Origin of the sequence: Microbacterium ureisolvens, from assembly GCF_015278315.1 — a bacterium.
Lineage (GTDB): Bacteria > Actinomycetota > Actinomycetes > Actinomycetales > Microbacteriaceae > Microbacterium > Microbacterium ureisolvens.
In genome coordinates, this window is record NZ_JADIJE010000011.1 from 40779 (window position 1) to 60759 (window position 19981).

General features: G+C 71.0%; 19 protein-coding genes. 9 read left to right on the top strand and 10 right to left on the bottom strand.

The window, feature by feature from the left end:
* The 5 genes from IM767_RS15950 (at window position 1) to IM767_RS15970 (ending at window position 4350) form a co-directional block, all read left to right on the top strand.
* Window positions 1–384, top strand: a complete 384-nt coding sequence (locus tag IM767_RS15950; RefSeq protein WP_162564390.1) for a hypothetical protein — start codon at window positions 1–3, stop codon at window positions 382–384.
* Between the two features lie 30 nt (window positions 385–414).
* Window positions 415–1722, top strand: coding sequence for an L-2-hydroxyglutarate oxidase (lhgO, locus tag IM767_RS15955; RefSeq protein WP_109211913.1), 1308 nt, complete (start codon window positions 415–417; stop codon window positions 1720–1722).
* A 144-nt stretch (window positions 1723–1866) separates the two neighbouring features.
* Window positions 1867–2565: a DUF2306 domain-containing protein gene (locus IM767_RS15960; protein WP_239453468.1), complete on the top strand. Its 699-nt coding sequence runs from the start codon at window positions 1867–1869 to the stop codon at window positions 2563–2565.
* Between the two features lie 4 nt (window positions 2566–2569).
* Window positions 2570–3700: a sensor histidine kinase gene (locus IM767_RS15965; protein ID WP_109211911.1), complete on the top strand. Its 1131-nt coding sequence runs from the start codon at window positions 2570–2572 to the stop codon at window positions 3698–3700.
* Entirely contained in the window at window positions 3697–4350 is a 654-nt protein-coding gene (locus IM767_RS15970; RefSeq protein WP_109211910.1) for a response regulator, read from the top strand. The genes IM767_RS15965 and IM767_RS15970 overlap by 4 nt, the downstream gene beginning before the upstream one ends.
* 229 nt (window positions 4351–4579) lie before the next feature.
* Here the strand turns inward: IM767_RS15970 and IM767_RS15975 are convergent, their stop codons facing one another.
* From IM767_RS15975 to IM767_RS15985, 3 genes are all read right to left on the bottom strand, one after another.
* Window positions 4580–4738 (bottom strand): hypothetical protein, encoded by a 159-nt coding sequence (locus IM767_RS15975; protein ID WP_169583593.1) that lies wholly within the window; start codon window positions 4736–4738, stop codon window positions 4580–4582.
* Between the two features lie 121 nt (window positions 4739–4859).
* On the bottom strand, window positions 4860–6332 hold the full coding sequence (locus tag IM767_RS15980; RefSeq protein WP_198426043.1) for a DHA2 family efflux MFS transporter permease subunit: 1473 nt from the start codon (window positions 6330–6332) through the stop codon (window positions 4860–4862).
* A 182-nt stretch (window positions 6333–6514) separates the two neighbouring features.
* The gene (locus tag IM767_RS15985) at window positions 6515–7135 is read right to left on the bottom strand and encodes a PadR family transcriptional regulator (RefSeq protein ID WP_109211946.1); all 621 of its coding nucleotides are present in this window, start codon (window positions 7133–7135) and stop codon (window positions 6515–6517) included.
* A 108-nt stretch (window positions 7136–7243) separates the two neighbouring features.
* Between IM767_RS15985 and IM767_RS15990 the strand changes: the two genes are divergently transcribed.
* Window positions 7244–7597, top strand: coding sequence for a TfoX/Sxy family protein (locus IM767_RS15990; protein WP_109211908.1), 354 nt, complete (start codon window positions 7244–7246; stop codon window positions 7595–7597).
* A gap of 57 nt (window positions 7598–7654) precedes the next feature.
* A complete protein-coding gene (locus tag IM767_RS15995) occupies window positions 7655–8626 on the top strand; it encodes a phosphoribosylaminoimidazolesuccinocarboxamide synthase (RefSeq protein ID WP_109211907.1) in 972 nt (323 codons plus the stop codon).
* Window positions 8627–8754: 128 nt separating this feature from the next.
* On the opposite strand, the gene IM767_RS16000 is transcribed toward IM767_RS15995, so the two are convergent.
* On the bottom strand, window positions 8755–10332 hold the full coding sequence (locus tag IM767_RS16000; RefSeq protein WP_109211906.1) for a hypothetical protein: 1578 nt from the start codon (window positions 10330–10332) through the stop codon (window positions 8755–8757).
* Window positions 10314–11189, bottom strand: a complete 876-nt coding sequence (locus IM767_RS16005) for an ABC transporter ATP-binding protein (RefSeq protein ID WP_109211905.1) — start codon at window positions 11187–11189, stop codon at window positions 10314–10316. The genes IM767_RS16000 and IM767_RS16005 overlap by 19 nt, the downstream gene beginning before the upstream one ends.
* Before the next feature lie 272 nt (window positions 11190–11461).
* Here IM767_RS16005 and IM767_RS16010 point away from each other — a divergent pair, with 272 nt between their 5' ends.
* Both IM767_RS16010 and IM767_RS16015 read left to right on the top strand, forming a co-directional pair.
* Window positions 11462–12808 carry a uracil-xanthine permease family protein gene (locus IM767_RS16010; protein ID WP_109211904.1) on the top strand — a complete coding sequence of 449 codons (1347 nt, stop codon included), beginning with the start codon at window positions 11462–11464 and terminating at the stop codon, window positions 12806–12808.
* Window positions 12809–12900: 92 nt separating this feature from the next.
* A complete protein-coding gene (locus tag IM767_RS16015; RefSeq protein WP_109211903.1) occupies window positions 12901–13788 on the top strand; it encodes a VOC family protein in 888 nt (295 codons plus the stop codon).
* Window positions 13789–13966: 178 nt separating this feature from the next.
* Here the strand turns inward: IM767_RS16015 and IM767_RS16020 are convergent, their stop codons facing one another.
* The 5 genes from IM767_RS16020 to IM767_RS16040 all read right to left on the bottom strand — a co-directional run bounded on the left by IM767_RS16020 (window position 13967) and on the right by IM767_RS16040 (window position 19935).
* Window positions 13967–15007 carry a LacI family DNA-binding transcriptional regulator gene (locus IM767_RS16020; protein ID WP_109211902.1) on the bottom strand — a complete coding sequence of 347 codons (1041 nt, stop codon included), beginning with the start codon at window positions 15005–15007 and terminating at the stop codon, window positions 13967–13969.
* A gap of 35 nt (window positions 15008–15042) precedes the next feature.
* Window positions 15043–16521, bottom strand: coding sequence for a GH1 family beta-glucosidase (locus IM767_RS16025; protein ID WP_109211901.1), 1479 nt, complete (start codon window positions 16519–16521; stop codon window positions 15043–15045).
* 64 nt (window positions 16522–16585) lie between these two features.
* Complete coding sequence (locus IM767_RS16030) at window positions 16586–17500, bottom strand: carbohydrate ABC transporter permease (RefSeq protein ID WP_109211900.1); 915 nt, start codon at window positions 17498–17500, stop codon at window positions 16586–16588.
* Window positions 17497–18528: a carbohydrate ABC transporter permease gene (locus IM767_RS16035; RefSeq protein ID WP_109211899.1), complete on the bottom strand. Its 1032-nt coding sequence runs from the start codon at window positions 18526–18528 to the stop codon at window positions 17497–17499. The genes IM767_RS16030 and IM767_RS16035 overlap by 4 nt, the downstream gene beginning before the upstream one ends.
* 132 nt (window positions 18529–18660) lie before the next feature.
* Window positions 18661–19935: an ABC transporter substrate-binding protein gene (locus IM767_RS16040; protein WP_109211898.1), complete on the bottom strand. Its 1275-nt coding sequence runs from the start codon at window positions 19933–19935 to the stop codon at window positions 18661–18663.
* Window positions 19936–19981 lie beyond the last annotated feature (46 nt).

Sequence of the window (19981 nt, forward strand, 5' to 3'; positions counted from 1 at the left end):
GTGCGGCGCCGAACGGTCCCCTTCCTCGCGATGGCGGCTCTCGCGGCGGCGGCGATCACGGGCTGCGCGGGCGTGGACGTCGACGCGCCGGGCCAGGAGCTGATGGACCAGGCGCACCGCGTCGCGAACGAGGCGCTCGTGGCCGCCGCGACGACCGCGCTCGAGGCGCTCCAGGCGACCGGCGCCGTCACCGAGGACGCGGTGCGCGACGCGCTCGAGGCCGCCGGTGCGGCCGACGTCGAGACGCGCGTCGTCGGCGACGGCCTGCTGTTCGGCGCCGGGGTCTCGGGCGGGTGCGTCTACGGCTCGATCGACACGTCGGGCGGCGTGACGATCGACCTCGGCGGCGTGAACGCCGACGGCGGGTGCCTGCGCGAGGAGTGATTCAAAGGAATATGTGAAGGTGGGGATCCGGTGACAGCGGGCGCGACGCGACGGACGGGAGTCGTCGGCGGCGGCATCGTGGGCGTTGCCCTGGCCCGTGCCCTGAGCGCGCGGGGCGATGAGGTCACGGTGCTCGAGAAGGAGAGCCGGCTGTCGCAGCACCAGACCGGGCACAACTCCGGCGTCGTGCACGCAGGCCTGTACTACAAGCCGGGGTCGCTGAAGGCGACGCTGTGCGCGGCCGGGCGGGTGTCGATCCGGGAGTTCTGCGAAGAGAAAGGGCTGCCGTACCGGGAGGTCGGCAAGCTCGTGGTCGCGGTGGACGAGTCCGAACTCGACGCGCTGGCCGAGATCGAGCGGCGCTCGCTCGAGAACGGCGTGCCCGATCTGACCCGCATCGACGACGTCGAGCGGCTGCGCGAGATCGAGCCGCACGTCGCGGGTGTCGCGGCGGTGCACTCGCCGCGCACCGCGGTGGTGGACTACGCCAGCATCACCGAGGCGATGGCGCAGGACGTCCGCGCCGCGGGCGGCGAGGTGCGCCTCGGCCACGAGGTCACCGCGATGACGCTCGAGAACGGCCGGGTGCGAGTCGTCACGCCGGTGTCGGAGGACGTGTTCGACCGGGTCATCGTGTGCGCGGGGCTGCAGTCCGACGTGGTCGCGCGATTCGTCGGCGCCGATCCGTCGCCGAAGATCCTGCCGTTCCGCGGCGAGTACTGGGAGCTCTCACCGTCGCGGACCGACCTGGTCAAGGGCATGATCTACCCGGTGCCCGACCCCCGGTTCCCGTTCCTGGGCGTGCACTTCACGCGCGGCGTCTACGACAACGTGCACGTCGGCCCGAACGCGGTGCCGGCGCTCGCGCGCGAGGGGTACAACTGGCTGCAGTGGTCGGTGAAGGACACGTTCGAGTCCCTCCGCTGGCCGGGCGCGTGGCCGCTCGCAAAGCAGCACTGGAAGATGGGCGTCGACGAGATCTCCGGGTCGCTGATCAAGCCGCTGTACTTCCAGAAGGCGCGCCGGTTCATCCCCGAGCTGCGCTCGTCCGATCTCACCCACAAGCACGGCGCCGGCGTCCGCGCGCAGGCCTGGGGCCGCGCCGGCGAGCTCCTCGACGACTTCGCCGTCGACCAGGTCGGTCCCGTCACGCTGCTGCGCAACGCGCCGTCGCCCGCCGCGACCAGCTCGATCGCGATCGCCGAGTACGTCATCGACCACTACCTCCACGCGCCGCGCACGACTGCGCCGGCCGCCAGGAAACCGGACAGAACGGATGCGGCATCCCCGTCCGCGCCGATCGCGAAGGCGCCGAAGGCGGCGAAGCACGCAGGCTGAGGCATCCGTCATGCCCATCGCCGCCCGGCACGCCGGCGAACGCTGAGGAGTCCAGAACGCGACGTTCGACTCACCCGATCGGACGAGGCGGTTCGGACCGCGCGGCCGATGCGGCGAGGCATCCGTCCTCGCGAGCATGGCGGCATGACAACCCCGACCCGCCCGCCGAAGACTCGGCGGCGCCCCGAATGGCTCGTGCCCGCCGGCCTCATCGCTCTGAGCCTCGTGCCGATCGTGGCGGGCTCGGCCCGCCTCACCCAGCTCACGACGGGGGCCGCCGTCACCGCCGAGAACGCGCGCTTCTTCGACTCGCCGGTGCCCGTCGTGACGCACATCGTCGGTTCGAGCGTCTTCCTCGTCCTCGGCGCGCTGCAGTTCGCGCCGTCCTTGCGGCGCAGGCGCTGGCACCGCCTCGCCGGACGCATCGTAGCACCGGCCGGACTGCTCTCAGCGCTCTCGGCCCTCTGGATGACGGCGTTCTACGACATCCCCACGGCCGTCTCGGGCCCCGGGCTGGCCGCGGTGCGCCTGGTGCTCGGCACCACGATGGCCGCCGCCATCGTCGTCGCTTTCATCGCCATCCGGCGGGGAGACGTGCGCACCCACGGCGCCTGGATGACGCGCGCCTACGCGATCGGCCTGGCCGCGGGCACGCAGGTCTTCGTCTTCCTCCCGTACACGCTCCTGGCAGGCACCCCCTCGCCGGTCGTGTACACGCTGCTCATGACCGCGGGCTGGGCGGTCAACCTGGTCGTCGCCGAGGTCGTCATCCGGCGGCGTGCCCGCGCCCCGCGCCGGCGCACCGGAACCACGGTGACGGCAGCCGGCGCCCGCCTATCATGAGGGCATGACGAGCCCGGTCCGCGCGCTCTGGGACGCGCCCGCGGCGGTTCCGTCGCCGCCCCTGCGGGTGTGGCGCGACTGGGTGCTCGTCGCCGCGATCCCGGCGCTGGCGGTGGTCGAGGCATCCGTCCGTCCCGACGTGCCGTGGCGCTGGCTGTGGGCGGTCGTGCTCACCGTACTCGCGCCCACGCTGCTGTGGCGCCGCACACGACCGTTCACGATGCTCGCGATCGCGTTCGCCATCGGCACCGGCGTGGGCCTCGCGACCGCGGGTGACCCGCAGCTGTACACGACGGCGTACTTCCTGATCCTGCTCTACGCGGTGTTCCGGTGGGGCTCGGGGCGGGCGCTGATCGCGGGCGGTGCCCTCGTCGTGATCGGGATGCTGCTGACCTTCGTCGCCTCGCCGCCCGAGGTCGCCGACATCGTGGGCGGCGTCGCCGTGGCGGTGACCGTCGCGACGCTGGGCCTCGCCGTGCGCTGGCGGCGGCGCGCCCGCAGCCGCGAGCTCGAGCAGGTGCGCCTGCTCGAGCGCGAGCAGCTCGCCCGCGACCTGCACGACACCGTCGCGCACCACGTCTCGGCGATCGCGATCCAGGCGCAGGCCGGCACCGCCGTCGCCGCGACGGATCCCGGCGCGACCGCGCAGGTGCTGCAGGCGATCGAGGCCGAGGCGTCGCGGACGCTGCGCGAGATGCGCGCGATGGTGGGCGTGCTGCGCGCTCCCGACGACGCGCTCGCCCCCACGCCGGGGCTCGCCGACATCGTGGCGCTCGGGACGACGGATGCCGGCGGCCCGACAGTGGCGGTGCGGCTCGAGGGCGACGTCGACAGCGTTCCGGCGGCGGTCGCCGCCGCGGTGTTCCGGATCGCGCAGGAGGCCGTGACCAACGCCCGCCGTCATGCCCGCGCGGCGACGCGGATCGACGTGCACGTCGCCGTCGACCCCGGCGGCGTGCGTCTCGAGGTCCGCGACGACGGCGGCGGCACCGCCACCGCCCCTGCCGGCTACGGGATCACCGGCATGGGCGAGCGGGCGGCGCTGCTCGGCGGAACGTGCGAGGCGGGTCCGGCGCCCGACGGCAGCGGCTGGGCGGTCGTCGCGGCCATCCCGCGGGCAGGATGGACGGCATGACCGTGCGCGTGGTGGTCGCCGACGACCAGGACCTGGTGCGCACCGGGCTGCGCATGATCCTCGACGCCCAGCCCGACATCGACGTGATCGGCGAGGCCGCCGACGGCGCGGAGGCCGTCGCGCTGGCACGCAGCCTGCGCCCCGACGTGTGCCTGCTCGACATCCGCATGCCCGTGATGGACGGGCTCGCGGCGACCCGCGCCCTCGCCGGCGCAGACGTCGTCGATCCGATCGCCGTCGTGGTGATCACGACCGTCGACCTCGACGAGTACGTGTACGAGGCGCTGCGGTCGGGCGCGCGCGGGTTCCTGCTGAAGGATGCCGGTGCCGTGCTGCTCGCGGAGGCGGTGCGCGCGGCCGCACGGGGAGATGCGCTCATCGACCCGAACGTCACGGTGCGGCTGATCGAGGCCTTCGCCGGCGCGACGCCGGAACCGCCCGTGCCGCCGTCGAGCCCGCTCACCGAGCGCGAGGAGGCGGTACTCGCCGGCGTTGCACGCGGGCTCGGCAACAGCGAGATCGGCGACGAGCTGCACGTCTCGCTGAGCACGGTGAAGACGCATCTTGCGAGCATCATGGCCAAGCTCGGCGCCCGTAACCGCGTGGAGCTCGCGATCTGGGCTCACGAGCGCGGCCGCGGTCGGCGCTGAGCGGCGAACGGGCGGCTTCGCAACCGAGCCGAGCGTCGAACCGCGGTATCGCTCGCCGCGCAGGTCGATGTGTCGAGATGGCACTCTCCCGGCGCGCGCGGAGCGGGATCCCGCGCCCACACAGAAAGGACGCCGGCGCCGCATGCTGGGGGACATGCGGGGCCGGCGTCCCGGCGACACCTGGAGTCCCGAGGACTCTGCGGGCGTCCGAAGACCCGAGCTGGGGGACTCAGGTCTGACGACGGATGAAGCGCATCAGCCAGGCGATCACGGCGATGACGATGATCACGAGGCCGATCCACAGCAGGAACTTCGCCGCCTCGATGAAGACACCGAGGAGCAGCAAGACGATTCCGACGATGAGCAGGATCACTGCAAGTCCGGTCATGCAACCATGGTCGGCGGCATCCGGAACTGCAGCCAACCTCTTGACAACCCCCGTGCACGGGAGTAGCGGCGCGCGTCGGTGCGCCGACGCCGTGGGGCGTCGGTGCGCCGAGGCCGTGAGGTCAGTCGCCTGCCGCCACGGCCTCGTTCGCGGCCTGCCACTCCTCGGTCGAGGTGGCCGTCGGGCGGCGGAGGAACAGCACCGCGACGACCCCGATGAGCAGCACCGCTGCCGACAGCAGCACCGACTGGGCCATCGCCGTCGCGAACGGCTCGGCCACGGCCTCCGGCAGCGCGCCGGAGCCGAAGCTGCCGCCGGGTGCCTCGGCAGCGCCCGGGATGTTCGCCTCGATGCGGCTCTGCATGAACACGGCGATCGCGGCCGAGCCCAGCACCGAGCCGATCGTGCGGGTCGTGTTGTAGATGCCGGCGCCGGCCCCGGCCTGCCGCGGCGCGAGGTTGCGGGTCGCGGTGGTCGCCAGCGGGCCCCACATGCCGGCGTTGCCGACCCCCAGGATGAACGCCGGGATGAGGAACGCCCAGACGGGGGTGTCGAGGTTCATCAGCACCGAGTAGAGCACCAGCGCGCCCGCGACCAGGAGCAGGCCCGGCACCAGCAGCACCCGCGGGTCGGTGCGGTCGAGCCATCTGCCGGCCAGCGGCGACAGCACGCCGGCGGCGACCGCGGTGGGGATCAGCAGCAGCGCCGACTCGGTGGGAGTGAGGCCGCGGGCCAGCTGCAGGAAGAACATCAGCGGCAGCGACATGCTCGTCACGGTGAAGCCGACGGTCGCGATGCCGATGTTCGCGACCGAGAAGTTGCGGTCGCGGAAGAGCTCCAGCGGCACCAGCGGCTCGCTCGTGGTCTTCGCCTGCTGCCAGATGAACAGCGCCATGACGATGACCCCGGCGAGGATGAGGCCCCACACCGTGATCGGCCCCCAGATGACGCCCCAGTCGTAGGTCTCGCCCTCCTGCAGGCCGAACACGATGAGGAAGAGGGCGGCGGCGCTGAGGAACACGCCGACGAGATCGAACTTGTGCGGGTGGGTCTCGAGCTTGGGCACGAGGATCCACGCCAGCACGAAGCCCACGATGCCGACCGGGATGTTGACGAAGAAGATCCACTCCCAGCCCAGGCCGTCCACGAGCAGGCCGCCGGCGAGCGGGCCGACGAGCATGGCGACGCCGGATGTCGCACCCCACAGCCCCATCGCCGCGCCCCGCTGGTTCGGCGGGAAGGTGCGCGTGATGATCGCCATCGTCTGCGGTGTCATGAGTGCCGCGCCGAGACCCTGCACGGCACGGAACGCGATCAGGGCGCCCAGCGTCGGCGACAGGCCGCAGCCGAGGGAGGCGAGCGTGAAGATCGCGAGACCCCCGAGATACATGTACTTCGGCCCGAACCGGTCGCCCAGGCGCCCGGTGATCAGGAGCGGCACCGCGTACGCCAGCAGGTAGGCCGACGTCACCCACACCACGTTGTCGAGGTTGTTGGTGTCGGGGTCGAGCGCCGCCTTGATGGCCGGGTTGGCCACCGACACGATCGTTGTGTCGACGAGGATCATGAAGAACCCGATGACCAGCGCCCACAGCGCTGGCCACGGGCTGCGCGGCTTGTGCCCCTCGGCGTAGACGCCGGTGGGCGGGTGCGCGGACGCCGTGCGCGGGGAGGCTGCTGTGTTCCCGTTCGCCGGGCCGGCGCCCCCGGTCGCTGAGCTCGTGCCCCCGGTCGCCGAGCGCGTGCCCCCGGTCGCTGAGCTTGTCGAAGCGTCGTTCACTGTCGCGCTGCCTCTCTCTGGGCGATGTAACGGTCCGAGGGCTCCGGGTCGGAGCCCCACGGGAAGTCGGGGTCGTCGATGCGGACGATCAGACGGTCGAGCCACTCGAGCTCGGCGCGGTCGAGCGCCTCGGCGCGGTCGATCTCGAGCAGGTACTGCAGCGGCACGCCCTTGGCCCGTGCGCCGGCGTGACCCTCGGCGACGACCCGGTGCGCCTCGGCGAGCGCGACCCGGCGCTCGCGCAGCAGCGCGGTGGCCTCTGCACGCTCCAGGTTGTGCGCCTCGGCGAGCGCGACGCGGAACTCGGCCGGCCGGTCCACCCGGGGCAGCTCGCGACGCACCCATTCGAGGACCGCCGCTGCTCCGGCATCCGTCCGCATGTACGTGGTGCGCTCGGGACGGTTGCCCTCGCGGTCGACGCCGAGCTCGGCGAGCAGCCCCACCCGTTCGAGCCGGGCGACCGTGTGGTACACCGTGCCGTTCGTGATCGCGACGAGCCGGTCGTCGCGGCGGAAGCGCATGAGCCGGATCATCTCGTACGGGTGCATGTCGCCCTCGCCGAGCAGCGCGAGCACCATCAGGCCGAGCGGCGTGAGGCGATCGACGGCGTCCTTCATGAGCACTCCAGGTTGATTAGTCCACGTGGACTATACGCCTTCTTCGGGCGACCCGCACGCGAGGCACCACCCTGGCGCGGTGTCGGCGGCCGGCCGTACGGTGAGGTCATGGCAGACAAGGGCGCGGCCCGTCGGCAGAAGTTCCCGGAGTCGTACGCGATCTTCGACCCGATCGCGGCCGAGTGGACGACGCGCCCCGACGTCTCGATCGGCGCGATGTTCGGCTCAGAAGGCCTGAACGTCCGCGGCAAGGTGTTCGCCTGCGTGACGTTCGACGGTGAGCTGATGGTGAAGCTGCCCGAGAGCCGCGTCGGCGAGCTGGCCGAGGCGGGCGAGGCGCAGCCGGTCGTCATGCGCGGCAAGCCGATGCGCGAATGGGCGACGGTGGGAACGGATGCCGCAGCCCGCTGGCCCGCGATCATCGCCGAGGCCTACGCGCACGTCGACGCGATCACCCCCTGAACGCCCGCCTGCGCACCTCACCCGAAACGCGTTCGCACCAGCCGGGATAATGGACGGGTGACGGCTACCCCCACCCCCACGACCGAGCTCCCCGGCTGGCGCCACGTCTACTCCGGCAAGGTGCGCGACCTGTATGTCCCCGAGGCGACGCCGGAGGGTGCGACTCCGGAGCGGATGCTCGTCGTGGCGAGCGACCGCGTCAGCGCGTTCGACCACGTGCTGTCGCCGGGCATCCCGGGCAAGGGCGAGCTGCTCACGACCCTCAGCCTCTGGTGGTTCGACCGGCTCGCCGGCGCGGACGGCGGCCGCGGCATCCCGAACCATCTCGCGGCCTCGCACACGCTCACGCGCGGGGCCGACGGCGTGGCCAATACCGCCGACGACCTGCAGCGCCTGATCCCCGACGAGGTCATCGGTCGCGCGATGGTCGTGAAGAGTCTCGACATGCTGCCGATCGAGTGCGTCGTGCGCGGATACCTGACCGGCTCCGGGTGGGCCGAGTACCGCGAGAGCGGCACCGTGTGCGGCATCGCGCTGCCCGAGGGGCTGTCCAACGGCGACCGCCTGCCCGAGCCGATCTACACCCCCGCCTACAAGGCGCCGATGGGCGAGCACGACGAGAACATCTCGTACGAGCGCACCGTGGAGCTGGTCGGCGCCGAGCGCGCGGCCGGGCTGCGCGATCTCTCGCTCGAGATCTACGCGCGCGCCGCGGCGACCGCCGAGGCGCACGGCGTGATCCTCGCCGACACCAAGTTCGAGTTCGGTCTCGACGAGAACGGCGTGCTCACGCTCGCCGACGAGGTGCTCACGAGCGACTCGTCACGATACTGGGATGCCGCAGCCTGGGCCTCGGGCACCACTCCCGAAGAGCGCATGGCGAGCTTCGACAAGCAGATCGTCCGCAACTGGCTCGCGGCCAACTGGCCGGCACCGCGCGAGGGCGAGCCCCCCGCACTGCCCGCCGAGGTCATCGAGCGCACCGCCGATCGCTACCGCGAGCTGCTCGAGCGCCTCACCTCCGCCTGACACCGCGCCGCGGCATCCGCTCCCCCGCCGAAACCGGGGCGTTCTCACCGAAACTGAGCAGATCGCCCTCGGTCTCGACGCGAGTCCCCTGGCTCGCGGCGAGCGCCGGGCGTGCCGGGGCCAGCCGGTCAGGCGTTCTTCATCGCCTTCAGTCGGGCGAGCAGGACGGGTCCGGTGCTGTCGAGCATCCGGCCGCCGATCAGGATGCCCGCGACGAGCACCGCGACGCCGAGCACGATGCCGACCGCGAGGGCGACCCAGCTGAGGGCGGAGTTCTGGGTGAAGTAGGCGATGAACCCGACGATCACGGCGGGAGCCGACAGCGCGAGCGCCACCAGCCAGATGCCGAAGAACGCGAGGCCCTGGAGGAACGTCGTGCCGGGCACGCGCTTGAAGGGGTTGTCGCCCGAGCCCGCCACCGGCACCACGAGCTGAGCCGACGTCACCGCGCAGACGCCGTAGCAGGTGAAGAGTATCCCGAGCGCCATGCCGAGCACGCCGGGGAACTGCGTCCAGTCCCCCGCGAAGGCGAACGGCAGGATCGCCGCCAGCACGACCAGCGGCACCGCGAGGGCCGCTGCGGCCAGGATCCGGCCCAGCCGGTCGGCGCGGCCCCGCGCGCCGGTGGCGAGCTCGGTACCGAAGGCCGTGCCGTCGTACGAGATGTCGGCGTAGACGACGATGCCGATGATGAAGGCGATGATCGGGGCGGAGAACGCCAGCGCCACGAGCGGGTCGCCCTCTCGGGCGTAGAACCAGAGGAGCACCGGCACGAGGGGCACCGCGATGAGCTGGCGGAGGTACCGGGGATCGCGCGTCCAGTAGGTCACGGCGCGGGCGAAGATCGCGCCGGTGGCTCCGGTCGGCACAGGACCGAACCAGCCGAGCGCTCCGGGTCGCACCGCGGCGGCCGAGGTGTGCCGCGGACGGACCAGCGAGCGGGCGAGCGCCGCACGCCACAGCAGCCACAGCGCCGCGAGCGTGACGAGCGCGATCAGCAGCTTCGCCGCGGCCGCGCCGAGGTCGCCGGTCGCCGCGTCGGCGGGCACCGCCCACGCCGCGCCGAGCGGGGTCCAGCCCAGGAGCGGCACCACTTCGGCGAGCGTCGCGGCGTTGACCGCGACGCCGGAGGCGAGGCCGACGATGATCGGCCCGGCGAGGATGAGCGGGATGAAGATGAGGATGCCGGCCACCTCGCGGAAGCGTCGCCCGCTGCCCACACCGGAGGCGACCGTCGACACCGCCCGCGAGGCGACGACCGCGGTGAGCACCGCCACCGGTGTGCTCACCAGCCAGGCCCCGACCGCGGCCGGCCAGTGCGCCCACGTCGCGACGGTGGCGAGCGCGGCCGCCGAGGTGATCATTCCGGGGATGCCGCACATCGCGACGACGGTGAGCGCGACCATCATCCGCGTCGTGGACATCGGGAAGACCACGAGCCGCTCCGGATCGAGCGTCGTGTCGACGCCGAACGCCACGAGCGGGATGAGCGCCCACCCCAGCGTCACGAGCGACCCCGCGCCGACGATGACCGTGCCCGCGAGACCGACGTCGCCGAACCCGAGCAGCACGAGCGCCGCCACGATGCCCACGAGGACCAGGACTCCGTACAGCGCGCCGAAGATGAATCCGACGAGCTGCCACGGACTGCGCGCGAGCTGATTGCCGAGGACGCGGAACCGCAGCCTCAGGAGCGTCGCAACCATTCGGGGCCTTCCGTGTGGCGGCGGCCGCCGACGAGCTCAACGAAGCGGTCCTGCAGCGATCGGCCCGCGCGCACGTCGTCGACGGTGCCCGCGACGAGGAGGCGCCCCGCCGCGACGATCGCGACGTGGTCGCACATGCGCTGGACGAGATCCATCGAGTGGCTGGAGACGATAACAGTGCCGCCGCCGGCGACGTAGCCGGCAAGGATGTCCTCGATGTTGGCGGCCGAGACGGGGTCCACCGACTCGAACGGCTCGTCCAGCACGAGCAGCCGCGGCGCGTGCACCAAGGCGCACGCGAGTGCGATCTTCTTGGTCATGCCCGCCGAGTAGTCGACGACCATCGTGCCCGCGGCATCCGTCATGTCCATGAGGGAGAGGAGGTCCGCCGTGCGCTGGGCGATCTCATCGTGCGGCAGGCCGTACAGCAGCCCGTTGTAGGTGACGAGCTGCTCGCCGGTGAGCCGGTCGAACAGCTTCACGCCGTCGGCGAGGTTGCCGACCATCGCCTTCGCCCGCACGGGCTCGCGCCACATGTCGACGCCGTGCACGAGCGCCTGGCCGGCGCCGGGCGCGAGCAGCCCCGTCGCCATCGACAGCGTCGTGGTCTTGCCGGCGCCGTTGGGTCCGACGAGCCCGTAGAACGACCAGACCGGCACGCGCAGGCTGAGGTCGACCACGGCCGCCTTCTGGCCGAAGCGCTTGTGGAGGCCTCGGAGGTCGAGCGCTGCGACGTCGTCCACGCCGTCGGCCGCGGACGGATCGGGCGCGGCGGACGGCGCGGACCGATCGGGCGCGGCCGAGGGCGCGCCGGCGGGCGGCGCGGAGGGCGCTGGCGCTGGCGCGGCGGAGGGCATCGGTGGGATCGCTGGGTCGTTCACATCTCTCCGTCGGATCGGCGCAAAAGCCCAGGGTGCAAGCCGGGCTCCGCCCAGCCTCCCGGATGCGGCGCGGCCCGGGCAACTCGCGCGCGCCGGGTCGCGGCATCCGTCTCCCGTCCTCGCCCGCTCGCGAGACCGAGGATTCGCGCCGAGACCGCGGGCGGCGTCCCCGGTCTCGTCGCGAATGCCGGGGCTCGCCGCGCCAGTAGGGTGATGCTCGCACCATCTCCCGAGCGCAAGGAGCGCGCATGCCCCTGTGGACCCTGCACGGCAACGGCCGGACCGTCGAACCCGGCAAGGTGGTGAAGCCCGATGAGCGCCTCAACTGGCCGGCCACCATCGCGATCGGCGCGCAGCACGTCATCGCCATGTTCGGCGCGACGTTCCTCGTGCCGGTGCTCACCGGCTTCCCGGTCTCGACGACGCTCCTGTTCTCGGGTGTGGGAACGCTGCTGTTCCTGCTGATCACCAAGAACCGCCTCCCCAGCTACCTCGGCTCGTCGTTCGCGTTCATCGCGCCGGTCACGGCGGCGACGGCGTCGCAGGGCGTCGGCTCGGCGCTCGCCGGCATCGTCGCGGTCGGCGTGCTGCTGGCCGCCGTCGGCTTCCTCGTGCAGTTCGCGGGCCTCGGCTGGATCGAGAAGCTCATGCCGCCCGTCGTCGCGGGCGCGATCGTGGCCCTCATCGGCTTCAACCTCGCGCCTGTCGCGTGGCAGAGCTACCAGCAGGCGCCGGTCACGGCCACCATCACGCTCGTCGCGGTGATCCTCTTCAGCGTGCTGTTCCGCGGCTTCCTCGGCCGGATCTCGATCTTCCTCGGCGTGATCGTCGGCTACATCGTGGCCCTGCTGTTCGGCGAGGTCGACTTCACCGCCGTGAACGAGCTCGTGGCCGAAGGCCAGTGGATCGGCCTGCCGACCTTCCAGTTCCCGACCTTCGGCGACCCGGGCACGTGGAGCGTCATCGCGATGTTCCTGCCGGTCGTGCTCGTGCTCATCGCCGAGAACGTCGGGCACGTGCGCGGCGTCGCGACCATGACCGAGGCATCCGTCAACCAGTACACCGGCCGCGCGCTCATCGCCGACGGCGCAGCCACCGTGCTCGCCGGAACCTTCGGCGGCTCGGGCACCACGACGTACGGCGAGAACATCGGCGTGATGGCGGCCACCCGCGTGTACTCGACGGCGGCCTACTGGGTCGCGGGCCTCTTCGCGATCCTGCTCTCGCTCTCGCCCGTGGTCGGCGCGGTGTTCAACTCGATCCCCGCCGGGGTGCTGGGCGGCGTGACGACGGCGCTGTACGGGCTCATCGGCATCATCGGCATCAAGATCTGGGTCGACAACCGCGTGGACTTCTCGCGCCCGGTGAACCAGTACACCGCCGCGGTCGCGCTCGTCATCGCCATCGCGGGCTTCACCATGGTGTGGGGCGACTTCCAGCTCGGTGCCATCGTGATCGGCGCCGCCGCGGCCCTGCTGATCTACCACCTGGGCAACGCCATCGCGCGCTGGCGCAAGACCGGCGCCGACGACGGCGGCCCGATCCCCGCCGTCGGGCAGCTCGGGGGCGACCCGCAGGACGCCGGCCCCCGCTGACTCACGCCCCGCCGCCCCCTCGTCCGCGCATTGCGAGCGGATGATGGGGCGGCGAGGGAAGAGATGCGGATGCCGCGGCGTTGTGTATTCGTATGCATGAAGCAGTTGCGGCCTCGGATCGCCTGTCCGCCGACACCTCGATGGGTCCGGTGACGCTGCTCGTCGGCGACCTCGACGGCATGACGGCGTTCTACCGCGACGTGATCACGCTGCAGGTGCTGTCGGCCGAGGGCGCTCAGGCCGTGCTCGGCCGTGCCGGGCGGCCCGTCGTCGTGCTGAAGCACGAGCCGGCGCTGCGGCACGCGACGCCGGGGGCCGCCGGGCTGTTCCACACCGCGATCCTCTTCGAGACGCAGGAGGCCCTCGCTGCTGCGCTCTACAGCGTCGCGCAGCGCGCACCGCAGACGTTCACCGGGTCGGCCGACCATCTGGTCAGCCAGGCCTTCTACCTCACCGATCCCGAGGGCAACGGCGTCGAGCTCTACTGGGATCGCGCGCGCACCGAGTGGTCGTGGACCCACGGCAGCGTGGAGATGGCGACGCTCTATCTCGACCCGAACGCCTTCCTCCGCGAGCATCTGACCGAGCGGGCCGCGAGCGGCGCGACCGGGAAGGACGCGGCATCCGTCGGCCACGTGCACCTCTCGGTGGGCGATGTCGCGAGCGCCCGCGCGTTCTACGTCGACGCGCTCGGATTCGACCAGACCGCGGCGCTGGGCGACCAGGCGCTGTTCGTCAGCGCCGGCGGGTACCACCATCACATGGCGATGAACGTGTGGAACTCGCGCGGCGCCGGCCCGCGGATGCCCGCTCTGGGCCTCGGCCGTGTGGACCTGTCGCTGCCCGATGCCGACGCGCTCGGCGAGCTGTCGGAGCGGCTGCGCCACCACGGCCTCGAGGTCCGCGACGACGGCCGCACGGTGTCGTTCGACGACCCGTGGCGCAACCTGCTGCACGCCACGGCTCCCGGCCGCGGCTGACGGGTCATGCCGCGGCCCCCGGCCGCTCGGCGTCTTATCGGCCGCGAGCCCGAGCGCTGCAGTTTCCTGCGACCGCGGTGTCTAGCGGCGTAGCGGTCGCAGGAAAGTGCAGCGCTCGCGAGGCGGGAGCGCGGACGGCCCACGCAGGTGCACCGGCGAGATGACCGAGCGCTCCGGCTCAGACGGACTCGCGGACGATGAGCTCCGTCTCGAGGATCGTGACGTGCCGCGGATGCCGCCCCGCGAGGAGGTCGAGCAGCACCGTCGCCATGCGCTCCCCCTGTGCGAAGGAGGGCTGGCGCACCGTCGTCAGCTGCGGGAACACCGAGGTGGCCACGGGCGAGTCGTCGAAGCCGATGACCGCGACGTCCTCGGGGACGCGCAACCCCTCGGCGGCCAGCACGGTCAGCGCACCGCGCGCCATCAGGTCGCTGGCGACGAAGACGGCGTCGGGCCTCGCGCCGGAGGCGAGCACCCGGCGCATCGCCTCGGCTCCGCCGTCGGCGGTGAAGTTGCCGTCCTCCACCGCGATCTCGTCCAGCTCCCATGCGGAGAGTGCGTCGCGGTAGCCCTGCAGCCGGTCGACGCCGGCGGGCATGTCGCGCGGACCCGTGATCGAGGCGATGCGACGACGCCCGCTCTCGATGAGGTAGACCGTCGCGTCGTACGCTCCGCGGACGTTGTCGACGTCGACGTAGTAGTCGCGGTCGCGCTCGCGCACCGGGCGGCCGCCGTAGACCACCGGCACCACGCTCGCGATGCGGTCGATGAAGGTGTCGCTCGTGTGGTGCGAGACCACGATCGCGCCGTCGACGGCTCCGCTGCGCACGTAGCTCGTGGTCTTGTCGCCCGGGTCGTCGCTGGCGATGAAGAGGTTGAGCACGTAGTCCGAACGGCTCAGCCGCGAATTGATGCCCGACACGATCGCCGCGAAGAACGGGTCGCCGAAGAACCGCGTGGTGTCCTCGGGGACGATGAGGGCGATCGCGTGCGTCTTCTGGCTCGCGAGCGACCGGGCGGCGCGGTTGGGCACGTAGTTGAGCTCGGCGATCGCCCGCTTCACGGACTCCAGCGCCTCCGGGCTCACGGCCGTCGAGCCGTTCACGACCCGCGAGACCGTCGACCGCGAGACACCGGCCGCGGCGGCGACCTCCTCGATCGTCACGGTCTGAGCCGCGCCAGGCTTCCGCTGGCTCTGGCGCACCTCGTCGGTGCTCATCCTGTCCTCCTCCCCCGGGCGCTGCGACCGGGGCGCTACGACCCTACGACGACGCCTCGCGCAGACTCGAGGTCGAGCGCGCGAGCCTCGATGATGCGGCGGTATTCGAGGGCACTGTCCTTCGGTGTGCGCTCCTGCGTGTCGTAGTCGACGCGCACGATGCCGAACCGCTTCTCGTACCCCCACGCCCACTCGAAGTTGTCGAGGAGCGACCAGTAGAAGTATCCCCGCACATCGACGCCGGCCTCGGCCGCGTCGAGGATCGCGCCGAGGTGACCGCGCAGGAACTCGACACGGTCGGCGTCGTGGACGCGCTTCTCGCCGGCCTCGACCACGAGCTCGTCGTCATAGGCGGCGCCGTTCTCGGTGACGAAAAGCGCGGTGCCCGCGGGCTGCGCGTATTCGTCCCACACGCGGCGCAGCAGGGTGGTCAGACCCTCCGGCTGCACCTCCCACTGCATCGGCGTGCGCGGGAGTCCGCGCTCGTGCCAGAAGATACCCTCGTGCGACGGGTACGGCGACTGGGCGCGACGGTCGGTCGGGGCGTCGCCGCCGATGGGCGGGTTCGCCGGCTCGTGACCGCCCACGTATTCGCCGTGGTAGTAGTTCACGCCCAGTGTGTCGATGGGCGTCGCGATCGCCTGGAGGTCACCCGGACGCACGGCGGTCTCCCACGCGGCGACGGCTGCGGCATCCACCTTCCGGATGTCCTCGACGATGTCGGCCGGGTACTGCGCGCGGAAGATCGGGTCGAGGAACCAGCGGTTGAACTGGCCGTCGATCCGTCGTGCCGCGTCGGCGTCGGCGGGGTCGTCCTCGTCTACCGGCTCGGCGACGGTGAGGTTGAGCGTGATGCCGAGCTCGAGCGACGCGTCGCGCGCGCGCAGCTCGCGGACCGCCTGGCCGTGGCCGAGCATCAGGTGGTGCGCGGCGAGCATGCCCTCCTCGACGCTGTAGTGCCCCGGCGCGTGGATTCCCGCCGTGTAGCTGAGGAACGACGAGCACCACGGCTCGTTGAGCGTCGTCCACACGTTCACGCGGTCGCCGAGTGCGTCGTGCATCGTCAGCGCGTACTCGGTGAACAGGTCGGCCGTGTCGCGGTTCGCCCAGCCGCCCTTCTCCTGCAGCGCCTGCGGCAGATCCCAGTGGTACAGCGTCAGCCACGGGAGGATGCCGGCACCGAGCAGCTCGTCGACCAGCCGCTTGTAGAAGTCGACGCCCTGCGCGTTTACCGCGCCGCCGTCGGGCCGCACGCGCGACCACGACGTCGAGAAGCGGTACGTCTGCAGGCCCAGGTCCTTCATCAGCGCCACGTCGTCGCGGTAGCGGTGATAGTGGTCGCACGCCACATCGCCGTTGTCGGCGTTGATGACGGCGCCCGGCACCCGGCTGAACGCGTCCCAGATGGAGTCGCGGCGGCCGTCCTCGTGGGCGGCGCCCTCGATCTGGAAGGCGGCGGTGGCTGCACCGAACAGGAAGCCCTGGGGGAAGGCGCGCGGGATCGGGGTCGTCATGAGGGGAGGGTCCTCTCTAAGCGTGTGAATTCAGGATGTCTCAGCCGTGGCGGGGTACGGAACCCTAGCCCTTGACGGCGCCCGCCATGATTCCGCTGACCAGCTGCCGGCCGGTGAAGGCGAAGACGATCAGGAGCGGGATCGTGGCCAGGAGCACGCCGGCGAGCACGACGGAGTAGTCGACGAAGTAGTTCGACTGCAGGAGCGAGAGCGCCACCGGGAGCGTCGGGCTCTGGCGGTCGAGCACGATGAACGGCCAGAAGAACTGGTTCCACGCGCCGACGAAGGTGAAGAGGAAGAGCATCGCCGCGGCGGGACGCGCTGCGGGCACGCCGACGGTCCAGAACGTGCGGAGCATGTTGGCGCCGTCCACGCGCGCCGCCTCGATCAGCTCGTCCGGCACGGTCTGCGACAGGTACTGCGTCATCCAGAACACCCCGAACGCGCTGGTGAGCGCGGGGATGATGATGGCGCCGATCTGCCCGGTCCAGCCGAGGTCGGAGAACAGCAGATAGAGGGGCACGACGCCGAGCTGCATCGGCACCGCCATGGTCGCGACGACGAAGGCCAGCAGCCACTTGCCGCCCGGGAAGCGGAGCTTCGCGAACGCCCAGCCGGCGAGGGTCGAGAACAGGACGACGGATGCCGCGATCACTGTGGAGCTGAAGATCGAATTCCACAGCGCCAGCCAGAAGTTGACCGCCGGCTCGTTGATGACCTTGAGCGCGTTGTCGATGAAGTTGCCGCCGGGCAGCCACGACATGTCCGGGTCGTTGATCGTCGTCTCGTCGCCCGAGCCGATCAGGAACGACCAGTAGTAGGGGAAGATCGCCGAGACGACGACGACTCCGAGGCCCACGTAGACCCAGAACCCGGCGCGCACACCGCGGATCTTGGTGGTGCGGCCGCTGCGACGGCGGCCGGATTCGGGCAGGTTCTCCTCGACGACGGCGAGGGGCGGGGTGCTGATGGCGCTCACTGCTGGGCTCCCTTCCGGCCGCGGCGTCGTCGCTGGATGACTCCGCGACCGCCTTCGTCGCGCACGAGGCGACGCGTGATGGCGAGGTTGATGAGGCCGATCGCCAGGATGATGATGAACAGGATCCACGCGAGTGCGGCTGCCCGGCCGAAGTTGAACTCGCCCCAGCCGATGTTGTAGAGGTACAGCGTGATCGTCAGCCACTGGTTGGCGGCGCCGCCGCGGCCGAAGGTGTCGAACATCCGCGGCTCGTCGAAGATCTGCAGACCCCCGATGGTCGAGGTGATGATCACGAAGATCAGCGTCGGCTTCAGCGACGGGAGCGTGATGCTCCAGAACTGCCGGAAGGCGCCGGCGCCGTCGACGGTGGCCGCCTCGTAGTACTCGCGCGGGACGGCCTGCATCGCGGCGAGCAGGATCAGCGCGTTATAGCCGGTCCAGCGGAAGTTGACCATCGTCGCGATCGCGATGTGGCTCCAGAACGGGTCCTTGTGCCAGGCGATGGGGTCGAGGCCGATGCTCGTGAGGATGTTGTTCACGAGGCCGTGGTTGTCGCCGAACATGTTGCTGAAGATGAGCGCGACGGCCACCGGGGCCATGACGTACGGGAGCAGGACGCTCATCCGCCAGAACGTCTTGGCTCGGATGTTGCGGTCGAGCATGGCGGCGATGAACATCGCGAGGATGAGCTGCGGCACCGAGGAGAGCAGGAAGATGCTGAAGGTGTTGCGCAGGGCCGTCCAGAAGTCCGCCTGCGACAGGATCCAGATGTACTGGTCGAAGCCGACGAAGGTGCCGGAGTTGCGGATCAGGTCCCATTCCTGGAACGAGATCACCGCGGTGTAGACGATCGGGAAGAGTCCCGTGATCGCGAACAGGATGAAGAACGGCGAGATGTAGAGGTAGGGCGAGACCTTCAGGTCCCACCGGCTGAGCCTGTGGGAGAAGGACAGCACGCGCGGCTGGCGTTCGGCCTGCGGCCGGTCGGCCGGCCCGGATGCCGTGGGGCGGGTTTCGGTCGAGGTCACCGGTCGCTCCGATTCGGGTGTCGAGGTGTGGTGGGGTGAGCGGAGCGCGCACGGGCCGGGGGGAGACCCGCGCGCGCTCCGCTGCTCAGTGAGACCACGTCCCGGCGAGAGGACGTGACCGTCAGTGTCGGCCTAGAAGGCCTCGACCTCGGCGACGAACGTGTTCCACGACGTCTCCGCGTCCTCGACACCGTCGAAGACTCGGGTGATGGCGTCCTGGAGCGCGGTGTTGTACTTGAAGTAGTCCGCGCTCTTGAACGGGGTGACCTCGATCGCCTCGGACCGCTCGGCGAAGATCTGACCCGTCGGGGCGTTGTTGAAGAACTCGTTGGTCGCATCGACGATGGACGGCGCGCTCTGCGCGTCGACCGCGCTGGGGAAGGCGCCGACGTTGACGAACGTCTTCTCCTGCTGCTCGGGAGCGGTCAGCCAGTCGGCCAGCTTGAGCGCCTCATCGACGTTCTTGCCGTTGGCCGGGACGGTCAGGTACGAGCCGCCCCAGTTGCCGCCGCCGTTGGGGAACGCGTTGGCGATCTCCCAGCCGGTGACCTCGGGCGCGTTGCCCGAGATGATGCCGAGCATCCACGGCGGGCACAGCATCGCGGCGAACTCACCGTTGGCCATCGACGCGTTCCAGTCGTCGGACCACTGGCCCGAGTAGGCCGAGTTCGGGATGCCGCGCTCGACGACGAGGTTGTACGCAGCCTCGATCTCGGGGTTGGTCGTGGCGACGACGGTGCCGTCCGGCTCGTCGTACGGGAACTCGATCTGGTTGACGATGCCCTGGAACGTCGAGTTCGCGGAGTCGATCATCGGCTTGCCGGTGGCGGTGCGGTACTGGTCGGCCAGGTCGAAGAAGGTGTCCCAGTCGCCGTCGATCGCCGCGGCGACGTCTTCCGGCGTCGACGGGAGGCCGGCGGCCGAGAACAGGTCGGCGCGGTAGCAGACGGCCTGCGGGCCGATGTCGGTGCCGAAGCCGACGAGGCGGCCGTCAGCGTCGGTCGCAGCCTCTTCCTTCCACTCGACCCAGCGGCCCTTGGCACTGTCGGGCACCTCGGCGAGAAGGTCGGAGTACTGCATGGCCTCGGCGAACCAGTCGACCTCGACCGCTTCGATGTCGGCGAGGCCCTCCTTGCCGAGCTTCGAGAAGAAGTTCGCGCGGGCGTCGTCGGTGATCGCGGCCTTGTTGTGGACGATCTTGATATTCGGGTTCTCGTCCATGTACTCCTGCAGGAGCTCATCGTCGTACCCGAAGTCGTTGAACGTGGCGAGGGTCAGCGTGATCTCGCCGTCTTCGCCGCCGGCGTCGTTGTTGTCGCCGCCACCGGCACAGCCGGCGAGGACGATGGCCGAAGCCGAGAATGCGGCGATTGCCACAGCGCTTCTGCGGAAGGCGCGTGCGTTCACTGTCACTCCTTTGTGTTGTCAGGGTCGTGTGTGTGTTGCAGGACCG

Bases quoted from the DNA above. Each gene is read 5' to 3' on its own strand.
- IM767_RS15970 (WP_109211910.1), top strand. From the start codon at position 3,697: ATGACCGTGCGCGTGGTGGTCGCCGACGACCAGGACCTGGTGCGCACC.
- IM767_RS16005 (WP_109211905.1), bottom strand. From the start codon at position 11,189: ATGCCCTCCGCCGCGCCAGCGCCAGCGCCCTCCGCGCCGCCCGCCGGC.
- IM767_RS16010 (WP_109211904.1), top strand. From the start codon at position 11,462: ATGCCCCTGTGGACCCTGCACGGCAACGGCCGGACCGTCGAACCCGGC.
- IM767_RS15960 (WP_239453468.1), top strand. From the start codon at position 1,867: ATGACAACCCCGACCCGCCCGCCGAAGACTCGGCGGCGCCCCGAATGG.
- IM767_RS16015 (WP_109211903.1), top strand. From the start codon at position 12,901: ATGCATGAAGCAGTTGCGGCCTCGGATCGCCTGTCCGCCGACACCTCG.
- IM767_RS15965 (WP_109211911.1), top strand. From the start codon at position 2,570: ATGACGAGCCCGGTCCGCGCGCTCTGGGACGCGCCCGCGGCGGTTCCG.
- IM767_RS16000 (WP_109211906.1), bottom strand. From the start codon at position 10,332: ATGGTTGCGACGCTCCTGAGGCTGCGGTTCCGCGTCCTCGGCAATCAG.
- IM767_RS15990 (WP_109211908.1), top strand. From the start codon at position 7,244: ATGGCAGACAAGGGCGCGGCCCGTCGGCAGAAGTTCCCGGAGTCGTAC.
- IM767_RS15975 (WP_169583593.1), bottom strand. From the start codon at position 4,738: ATGACCGGACTTGCAGTGATCCTGCTCATCGTCGGAATCGTCTTGCTG.
- IM767_RS16020 (WP_109211902.1), bottom strand. From the start codon at position 15,007: ATGAGCACCGACGAGGTGCGCCAGAGCCAGCGGAAGCCTGGCGCGGCT.
- IM767_RS15985 (WP_109211946.1), bottom strand. From the start codon at position 7,135: ATGAAGGACGCCGTCGATCGCCTCACGCCGCTCGGCCTGATGGTGCTC.
- IM767_RS16025 (WP_109211901.1), bottom strand. From the start codon at position 16,521: ATGACGACCCCGATCCCGCGCGCCTTCCCCCAGGGCTTCCTGTTCGGT.